Below are 7,871 nucleotides of genomic sequence, written 5' to 3'. Positions count from 1 at the left end.
TCACCTAACCCGTAAAACGCTGTCCTTTGCCAAAACGGATGATAGTCATTTTGCGCGTACACTCAACTTTATTAACCATTATAATCAAACTAAATCAGCTTGACATTTACCACTACCAAAAAGAGTAAGAAAAGGTATTTGCTCGTCTGTATAAATGGCAAAAACATGGGTGATTACCGTTTAGTGTTTTATCACTTATGGTATGGTCTATTTGCTTCTAAACAGGAAATAAGTTTAGTTTCACAATCTCAGTTTATGATAGTCAGACCCTAAAAGTGCTGTCTGCGACGCCATAGTAGTGATTTGGCAGTCAGCCCCAAACCTCGTACTTTTAGGTTTCGCACCTTTCAACGTATAATACGTACCATCGCAGACCTGGGTTCCCCGGTTATCAGCACAGCTTAATGCCGTCCTCGCCTGATCGCGACGTATACATACTCGTAAAAGAGCGAAGAATCTGTGAGACTACTACCGCTGGTTCAGCCAATTGAGTAAACGGTAGTAGGGGTGGAAGAAATGGCAAAAAAGAATTAATCGCTTTGGCGGCTTAACTGGAGAACCCCCTGGACGGTCTCGATGCGTCGCCTGGATACAGGGAATGTGGTCCGGTCCCGCATCAACACAACTGCCGAATAGGGGCCGGTACGTTGAAGAGTCAGCATGTGGGCCGGGTTAATTAAATACTGCTTGTGAATCCGAATGAAACCGGGCAACAACAAAGCAAAGCGGGATAGACACTGGGACGATAACCCACGGCGACCATTAGCCAGGTAAACCCAGGTATAATTGCCATAGCCAGCCAGATAGCGAATATCGGAACTGGGTAGGGTCAGCTTTAGACCGGGCAGTTTAATGAGCTTAGTGTCCATGGTGTGATTCCCGCAACAACTATACCAATCGATTAAAAACAGGCCTAATCGAAATAGATCAGCATAGTTAGGGTAGATTCCGCCATTGACATCCGGTGCGAAGCAACCACAAAATGGCTTTTATCACGTTACATAAATCGAGTTTGCGTTTAAGGGGTAGAACGGGCGATATTGCGGCCCACTGATGGTCGGTCAGTTTGGTAAACTGTTTGCCGGGCCGCCAGAGCGGTCATCTCCTTGTGGTTTGGCGACCACAAAGGTGACACGACTATCAGCTTTTTTCAATTCCCCAACACGCTCTAAAAGCACAAAGCTCCAAGTTTGCACGTCAGCCCGCCTGACGTAAAACCCGTGTTAGCTGATGGGCTTATCATTTTGGATTTATTTATTGTCGTCGGTTAAATCTATTTCCATAAACAACAAATAGTCTTTAAATTCTGCTGGGATTTCCATTTCCGGATAAGCTTCAATGTCACCAAATCCAAAACTTCTATATAAAGAGTGAGCTGCTTCCATAAACTTTGGACTGTCAAGCCGAACTTTTTTATAACCGACTTTTTTTGCTTCAGCTAAAAGTCCTTCAAGGATAGCTCGTCCAGCCCCAATTCGTCTACTAGTTGGGTCAACAAACATCCGTTTTATTTCACCGATTTCGGGGTTGATGCTTTTTAGGCTTCCAAGTCCACATACTTTACCTTCATAAATAGCAAGGATTAGCTGTCCATAAGGTGGCTGAAACTTACTAATCTGTTGGAGGTCTTGTTCAACAGCTTCTTTGGGATTATGAGGATGGACACCATAGAGTTCTTGCATTTTGTCGTTACCCCAAGCTAAATAGTCAAACCATAATTTTTTAACGGCTTCTAAGTCGTCAGGAATTACAACAGTTCTTGTTTTTACTTTTTCACTTTTGTTCATTTCCTGACTATGTTTTGGATGTTTACTGTCTGTGGTAGCCTTGCGGCTAACTTGCAGATTGTCGAGACCGCAATACTCTGGGTAGGATTCTTGCAACCCCTACTGAGCCAGCCTGGACTTTAAGGATTATTTCTTCGTTGTTGGATCCGGGCTGGCCCGACCTAAAAGAGCCGTCAGCTTTTTGCGCGTTGCGGGCGTTTCTTTCAGCGAAAGAGATTTCTGAAAATTGGCGATGGCACTGACGGTGTCTTTTTTGGCCACAAAGTAATCGCCATATGAGTCATAAGCATGGAAACTGGCTGGGTAATTCGCCACATTGAGGTTGAACAGACTTTCAGCTTTTTTAAACTTCTGCTGGGATACCATATAAGAGCCCAGTTCATTGACCAGACTTTCGGGTGGCTTCACCGGATAGCCCAACTGCCGGGTGGCGGCCGTAAAATGGGTTGTCAGTTTATCGGCTAACCCGGTATTGTCTTCCTCATAGTCCTGGTCGGTCAGCTTTAATCGGTAGGAATCAAAAATGAAATGGAGCGCGTCGTATTCTGCGATGAGTGGCACCGAGCTATGGTCATCCAGGCCGTAGTATTTCCCCCTGTAGCGTAAGCCGGTTTGTCCATTGGCCTTCAGTAACCGATCCAGGGCTAAGATGGAGCGAATGTGTTTGGTAGAGCCACTCGTATCCGCCTGTACCCGTAAGGTATCCATCGCCGACTCCATCGTATTGGCGATACCGACAAACAGGGCTTTCCCCGCATACTTCTGGCTGGCTATGACCTGCTTAGCGGTATTGAGCAGCTTTTGATTCGCCCACCACATACTCGGATCGATGGCCACGTAGGCGTTGAACAGGTTTGGGTGATGAATGAGCGTGTTGATGACCAGCAGCCCACCCAACGAATGGCCGATGAATACGTTGTAAGTCTCAGTGGGATACCGGGAATCAATGTGGGGAATCAGTTCGCCTTCGATGAAGGCGGTGAATTTCTCCCCTCCGCCCGAGTTCTTGCGTCTTGTACTGTCGGCAGCTGATGGAATCATTCCGCCCCCCGGTGTGGGTGTCAGATCCCGAAGCCGGTTGGTATTGGGAATGCCCACCACGATCATCTCCGGGCAAATCGTATTGCCATTGACGGTACTTAGTTGTTCAATCATGCCCACCACCGACGAAAAGTGAGCGGTTCCATCCAGCAGATAAACCACCGGATACCGTCGTTTGGCATACACCCCATTTTGGTAGCTATCGGGGACATGCACCCAGACTTTACGCTTCTCATTGAGGATGTTTGACTGAAGACTGTCGATTTGGCCGATGACAATCTGGTTGGTCGATTGGGCTGACAATAGGAGAGGTAGGGCCGTCAGAAGGGCTATAAAGCAGAGTTGCTTCATACAAAAAGTTAGTTGTTTGGTGATGCCTAAACCACCCTATTCCAAGCGGTGTCTACGATGCGATTCCTGTAATTAGGACTAAAGGCGTTGCTATACCCGCACCAGGGCGCAGCAATTGGGGCGATGGGGAACAAGCTAACCTTGTTAATCAATAGGCACACCTCAGTAATAGCAATACATTCTTCATCCCTATCCCTACAGGATAAGTCAGAACGCTGGCAGGAGTTTCCGGGAAAAGACACGTGTACCCGTCTGCATTCGGATAATCTGAAGCTGAGGGCTGGATGAGGGCGTCACGTGCAGGACAAACTCAGTGCCTGTGTGCTGCTCGACTTGCCGAAGCTTTTGCTGCCCGCCCACCGAATAAACAGCGAACTCAGGTGCCGGAGCATTGGTACGCACCAGCACTTCCGTGTTGGTAAGCGCAAAAGCGGTTAGGTAAAGCGCTCCAGGTTCGTACCGAACGGCAATAACCTTTGAATAGTCAACGGTGGCATCCTGGTCAACCTGCCGCAGACGGTAGTAATTTATTCCCCGCTGAGGTGTTTCATCCCAGAACGTATACACCTGACGGCTGGTTGAGAAACCTTCACTACGGAGGCTGCCAATCCGCTCGAACGAACGTGCATCTGCACTACGCTCAACCTCAAACCGATCACTGTTTTGTTCAAGCGACGTTTCCCAGACCAGCTCAACCTGGTCCTTTACTACCTGACCGCTAAAGGAGACCAGACGCACGGGCATCGGCGCGTCGTCCCAGTTGAGACCGCTCAGGAAAATACGCTGGGTACCAGGGTCTCCTGCGACCTGACTACCACTGCAATATTGAATACTTACCTGAGTGAGATCGCCACTAAAATTAACTGAATTAAGATTGTTGGTAGCAGGGTTTGTACCCGTAATGGTATTGCCTGAAACGGTGTTGGCATTGGCGATGGAACTGGCTCCAATGGTGGGGTTTTTGTTGGCTGCCCCGTTTTTGCCCGTTACCGTTACCTGATCCTGATAATTACTGTCACTACCCGGCGCTCCGGTTTGCCGATCAACATCGGCCAAATAGAAATTAAGGTTACCTACCGGTTGAGAAAAGGTGATAGTCAGGGTCACGCATTCGTTGGGTTTAAAATCGGCTTCGAGCCGTAAGCGGGACGGATTAGCCATTCCGGAGGGGTCACCGCTGGCTGCCAGGCCGCTGGTCGCCCCCGTCACAAGGACGGTTGCCGAAACGGGCTTGTTACCAATGTTGGTGTAGACATAAGCGAAGCTGCCGTCGGGATACGCATTCCAGTCTAAATCTTGAGCCAGTAGGGCCGTTAGGGGAGCCAAACACAACAGGGTCATTATAGCGTTCTTCATTACTTTATGAGTAGGGGGTAGTTGATTTCAGCTAAATAGTGCTGTTTTGTCACGATACAGATTCACTATCGCTTAATTCTAATGCGTTAGAAAAGCACCCGTTCATGAGTAACATTCTTTATTGAATCTGCACCTACTTTTTTATCCTAAGTGGTTAGCAGTTACCGCTGAACGTACTTACTGTGTTGGCTCTCAGCCCTCAGCATCTTTAGCCAAAGGTGCCCCCAAAGCTATCGGTATTGGAGCCGCTCTTCAGAGTTAACTTCTGCACACTACCCACCGTTTTCATCCTGGGGGTTTTATAAGCCCGTTTAGGTGGGGGTAGTATTGACATGTTCGTGTTCTGATTAATAACCTGAAATGCTAAAGTTGGGAATGGGTTAAGGCCGAACCAGACGGGTTGACGGCGACGCTTGCTAATCGGTAAAAGAGTAACTGTGCTGCGAGACTACTACCACCGGTTCAGCCAATTGAGTAAACGGTAGGTGCTTGTGGAGGAAAGTTACTTATGCAAGGGAGTTGTGCAACAGCCACGAGTTTTATTCGATATTAAGTTAACTAATGATTACTTGCTGAAAATAATCTTCAAGCTGTTGTCTGCTGGATTAATTAGTCAGTCGTCTTAAGAAGAGAAGAACACAGTTGGTTTTGGTTAACATAAAAAGTAGAATATGAAAAAGTATAACAGAACCTCTGCTATACTTTCTTGACTACCACCTATGATGAACCTAATCCTATATGATTAAGACGATTCAGCTTCTTTATTCGCTCCGTAAACTCTTCACCGGGTCCATCAGAGCGGCTTTGATACTTTGAAAACTCACTGTTAGCAGGGCGATGCCTATAGCTAGTAAACCGGACAGGGCAAATACCCACCACTCGATGCTAATTCGATAAGCAAAACTTTCCAGCCAGCGATTCATGGCCATCCACGCAATGGGTACAGCCAGGAGTATAGCCATCAGAACGGGTTTCAGAAAATCGCTGGATAAGAGCGCGACAATGTTAATCACCGATGCGCCGAGCACTTTGCGAACGCCGACTTCTTTGGTCCGCTGCTGGGCGGTAAAGGCGGCTAAGCCAAATAAACCCAGGCAGGCGATAATGATAGAAATCAGGGCAAAAACGGCAAACAATTGACTTGTTCTCTGTTCAGCCTGGTAAAGGAACGCAAACCGCTCGTCCAGAAACGAGTACGTAAACGGGGCAGGTGGATTGAACGCTTCCCACTGATTCCTGAATGAAGCGATGACATCCGCTACGTCGGCGGCTTTCACCTTCACAATAATGGCCCCGGAATTACGCCCCAGCAACATCATAAGGGGCGCTATTTTTTGCCGGGTGGAAGCATAATGAAAGTCTTTCACCACACCGATAATGGTGAATTCGAGTTGTCCGGAACGAACGATTTTTTTGCCAATCGGACTGGTTTTGCCTAAGCCCAAGTCACGAACCGCCGTTTCATTGATAATGGTAGCCGTAGAATCGGTCGAAAACTCTTTTGAAAAAGCCCGTCCTTCCTTCAGTGTCATGCCCAGGGTTTTCAGGTACTCCTCGTCGACGCGGTAAATGTTGGTTGAAATTTCGGCGTGGCGCTCAGTACTGTTTTCGCTTCGGGCGTAAATCTGCGTCCCACCTATATTGCTCACACCAACCGGAATACTGGCCGACAGGCTGGCCTGAATCACGCGGCTATCTTTCTGAAGTTGCTGTTTGAAAACGGCTTCATTCTGCCCCAACATGTACGAGTCCTGAATAACCAGAACCTGATCTTTATCGAAGCCAATTTTCTTGTTTTGCATGAAATCAAGTTGCTGGTGAGCTACCAGGGTTGCTACGATCAGAACGCTCGAAACGGCAAACTGGAATACCACCAGCCCACTTCTCAGGTTACTGGGATGGCGGGTTTGCACCGCTGATCCGCCTTTTACAACCGCCGTAATTTTAGAAAAGGAAAGCAGAAAAGCCGGATAGGCTCCCGCCAGAATCCCGACGAAAAGACCAAATACCAGCAGGACAGCCGCGTTTTTTACCGACAGCAGGGCGTCAAGCGAAATGGCTTTCCCTGCCAGCGTGTTGAACAAAGGCAGTAGCAAACCAGTCGCCAGAACGGCCAGGAGCAGGGCCAGAAACGTCAATAATATCGATTCGGTCAGAAACTGCCGGATCAATTGCGTCTTGACCGAGCCCATTACTTTCCGAATGCCAATTTCTTTCGACCGACTGGCCGCACCGGCCGTTGATAAGTTGGTGAAATTGACAATCGCTAAAAGCAGAATAAAGACTGCCAGGAGGCTGAATACATACACGGAGTTGATGTCACCGTTAGCTTCCAGTTCATATTTAGAGGCTGAATGCAGGTGGATGTCGGTTAGGGGCATCAGGAAAAACCGGAATGTATCGACCGATTTTTGCGCTTCGGCCAAACTGACGCCCATATCGTGCTGGACTTCCGGTACCACATGCTGGGCAACCAACTGGGGAAACTTGGCTTCCAGCTTTTGCGGATCGACTCCTTTGTTCAGAACCAGATACGTGTAATAGCCAACATTGCTCCAGGTCGGTGTTTTGATAGCCAAATCGGCCGTGCTCAGAAACGCGTCGAAGTGGAAGTGCGTGTTGTCGGGTACTTTGTCGATAACGCCCGTCACCTTACGCACTTCCTGGCCTTTCCCCAAAAGAAGCGCCTTCCCCAGCGCCGAACTATTGCCAAAATACTTTTGGGCAAATGTTTTCGTAACGACAATAGAGCCGGGCTCTTTCAAAGCCGTTTTCAGATTGCCTTCCAGCAAGGGAATCGAGAAGATATTCAGAAAGTTAGCATCGACCATCGCAATCGCCTGTTCTTTGAATTGCTTATCCTGATAGCTCATGAATACCTCATTCCACTTTAACAGGCGGGTCGAGGCCAGCACTTCCGGAAACGCGGCCTGGATGCCCGGCCCAACTCCCGCATCGACATTGGAGAATTCCGAAAGGCCACCGTTTTCAGTCAGGTGAAGTTCCACCCGATACAGCTGGCTGGCCTGCGTCGGGTAGCGGTCGTAACTCAGCTCATCGGTTACGAAAGCAGCAATCAGCAGGCAGCAGGTCATCCCGACGGCCAGACCTGAGATGTTGATGAAGGAAAAGGCTTTTTTCTTCATCAAATTCCGCCAAGCGATTTTGAAATAGTTCGTGAGCATAGAGCATGGGTTCGGGGCACAGTGTTTGGCATATAGAATTACCCTAACCCTTATGTGCGTTTTCATCAAATGCCGTACCAGAAGAATAAGATACTAATTCTGAGGTAGTTACCTGGGCAAATAATTATTAAGTGTCCGTAAATGGACTTTG

General features: G+C 48.2%; 7 protein-coding genes. All 7 read right to left on the bottom strand.

Translation table 11 applies throughout. From position 1 onward, the window contains the following. Nucleotides 1-530 precede the first annotated feature (530 nt). The 7 genes from ACYVI1_RS28455 to ACYVI1_RS28425 all read right to left on the bottom strand — a co-directional run bounded on the left by ACYVI1_RS28455 (nt 531) and on the right by ACYVI1_RS28425 (nt 7,720). The gene (locus ACYVI1_RS28455) at nt 531-869 is read right to left on the bottom strand and encodes a LytTR family transcriptional regulator DNA-binding domain-containing protein (RefSeq protein ID WP_460914753.1); all 339 of its coding nucleotides are present in this window, start codon (nt 867-869) and stop codon (nt 531-533) included. A gap of 67 nt (nt 870-936) precedes the next feature. Then, nucleotides 937-1,065 carry a transposase gene (locus tag ACYVI1_RS28450; protein ID WP_460914755.1) on the bottom strand — a complete coding sequence of 43 codons (129 nt, stop codon included), beginning with the start codon at nt 1,063-1,065 and terminating at the stop codon, nt 937-939. 185 nt (nt 1,066-1,250) lie between these two features. Then, nucleotides 1,251-1,787, bottom strand: a complete 537-nt coding sequence (locus ACYVI1_RS28445; protein ID WP_460914751.1) for a GNAT family N-acetyltransferase — start codon at nt 1,785-1,787, stop codon at nt 1,251-1,253. Between the two features lie 126 nt (nt 1,788-1,913). Further along, on the bottom strand, nt 1,914-3,179 hold the full coding sequence (locus tag ACYVI1_RS28440; RefSeq protein ID WP_460914750.1) for an alpha/beta hydrolase-fold protein: 1,266 nt from the start codon (nt 3,177-3,179) through the stop codon (nt 1,914-1,916). A 207-nt stretch (nt 3,180-3,386) separates the two neighbouring features. Beyond that, nucleotides 3,387-4,535: a hypothetical protein gene (locus ACYVI1_RS28435; protein WP_460914749.1), complete on the bottom strand. Its 1,149-nt coding sequence runs from the start codon at nt 4,533-4,535 to the stop codon at nt 3,387-3,389. 208 nt (nt 4,536-4,743) lie between these two features. Continuing rightward, the gene (locus tag ACYVI1_RS28430) at nt 4,744-4,869 is read right to left on the bottom strand and encodes a hypothetical protein (RefSeq protein ID WP_460914748.1); all 126 of its coding nucleotides are present in this window, start codon (nt 4,867-4,869) and stop codon (nt 4,744-4,746) included. Between the two features lie 427 nt (nt 4,870-5,296). Next, complete coding sequence (locus tag ACYVI1_RS28425) at nt 5,297-7,720, bottom strand: ABC transporter permease (protein WP_460914746.1); 2,424 nt, start codon at nt 7,718-7,720, stop codon at nt 5,297-5,299. Between the last annotated feature and the right edge of the window lie 151 nt (nt 7,721-7,871).

The sequence above is a fragment of the Spirosoma areae genome, assembly GCF_054781775.1.
Note: the sequence above shows the minus strand (reverse complement) of the source record. Positions and strands in the feature narration are given on the sequence as shown.

Bases quoted from the DNA above. Each gene is read 5' to 3' on its own strand.
- ACYVI1_RS28455 (WP_460914753.1), bottom strand. From the start codon at position 869: ATGGACACTAAGCTCATTAAACTGCCCGGTCTAAAGCTGACCCTACCC.
- ACYVI1_RS28445 (WP_460914751.1), bottom strand. From the start codon at position 1,787: ATGAACAAAAGTGAAAAAGTAAAAACAAGAACTGTTGTAATTCCTGAC.
- ACYVI1_RS28440 (WP_460914750.1), bottom strand. From the start codon at position 3,179: ATGAAGCAACTCTGCTTTATAGCCCTTCTGACGGCCCTACCTCTCCTA.
- ACYVI1_RS28435 (WP_460914749.1), bottom strand. From the start codon at position 4,535: ATGAAGAACGCTATAATGACCCTGTTGTGTTTGGCTCCCCTAACGGCC.
- ACYVI1_RS28430 (WP_460914748.1), bottom strand. From the start codon at position 4,869: ATGTCAATACTACCCCCACCTAAACGGGCTTATAAAACCCCCAGGATG.
- ACYVI1_RS28425 (WP_460914746.1), bottom strand. From the start codon at position 7,720: ATGCTCACGAACTATTTCAAAATCGCTTGGCGGAATTTGATGAAGAAA.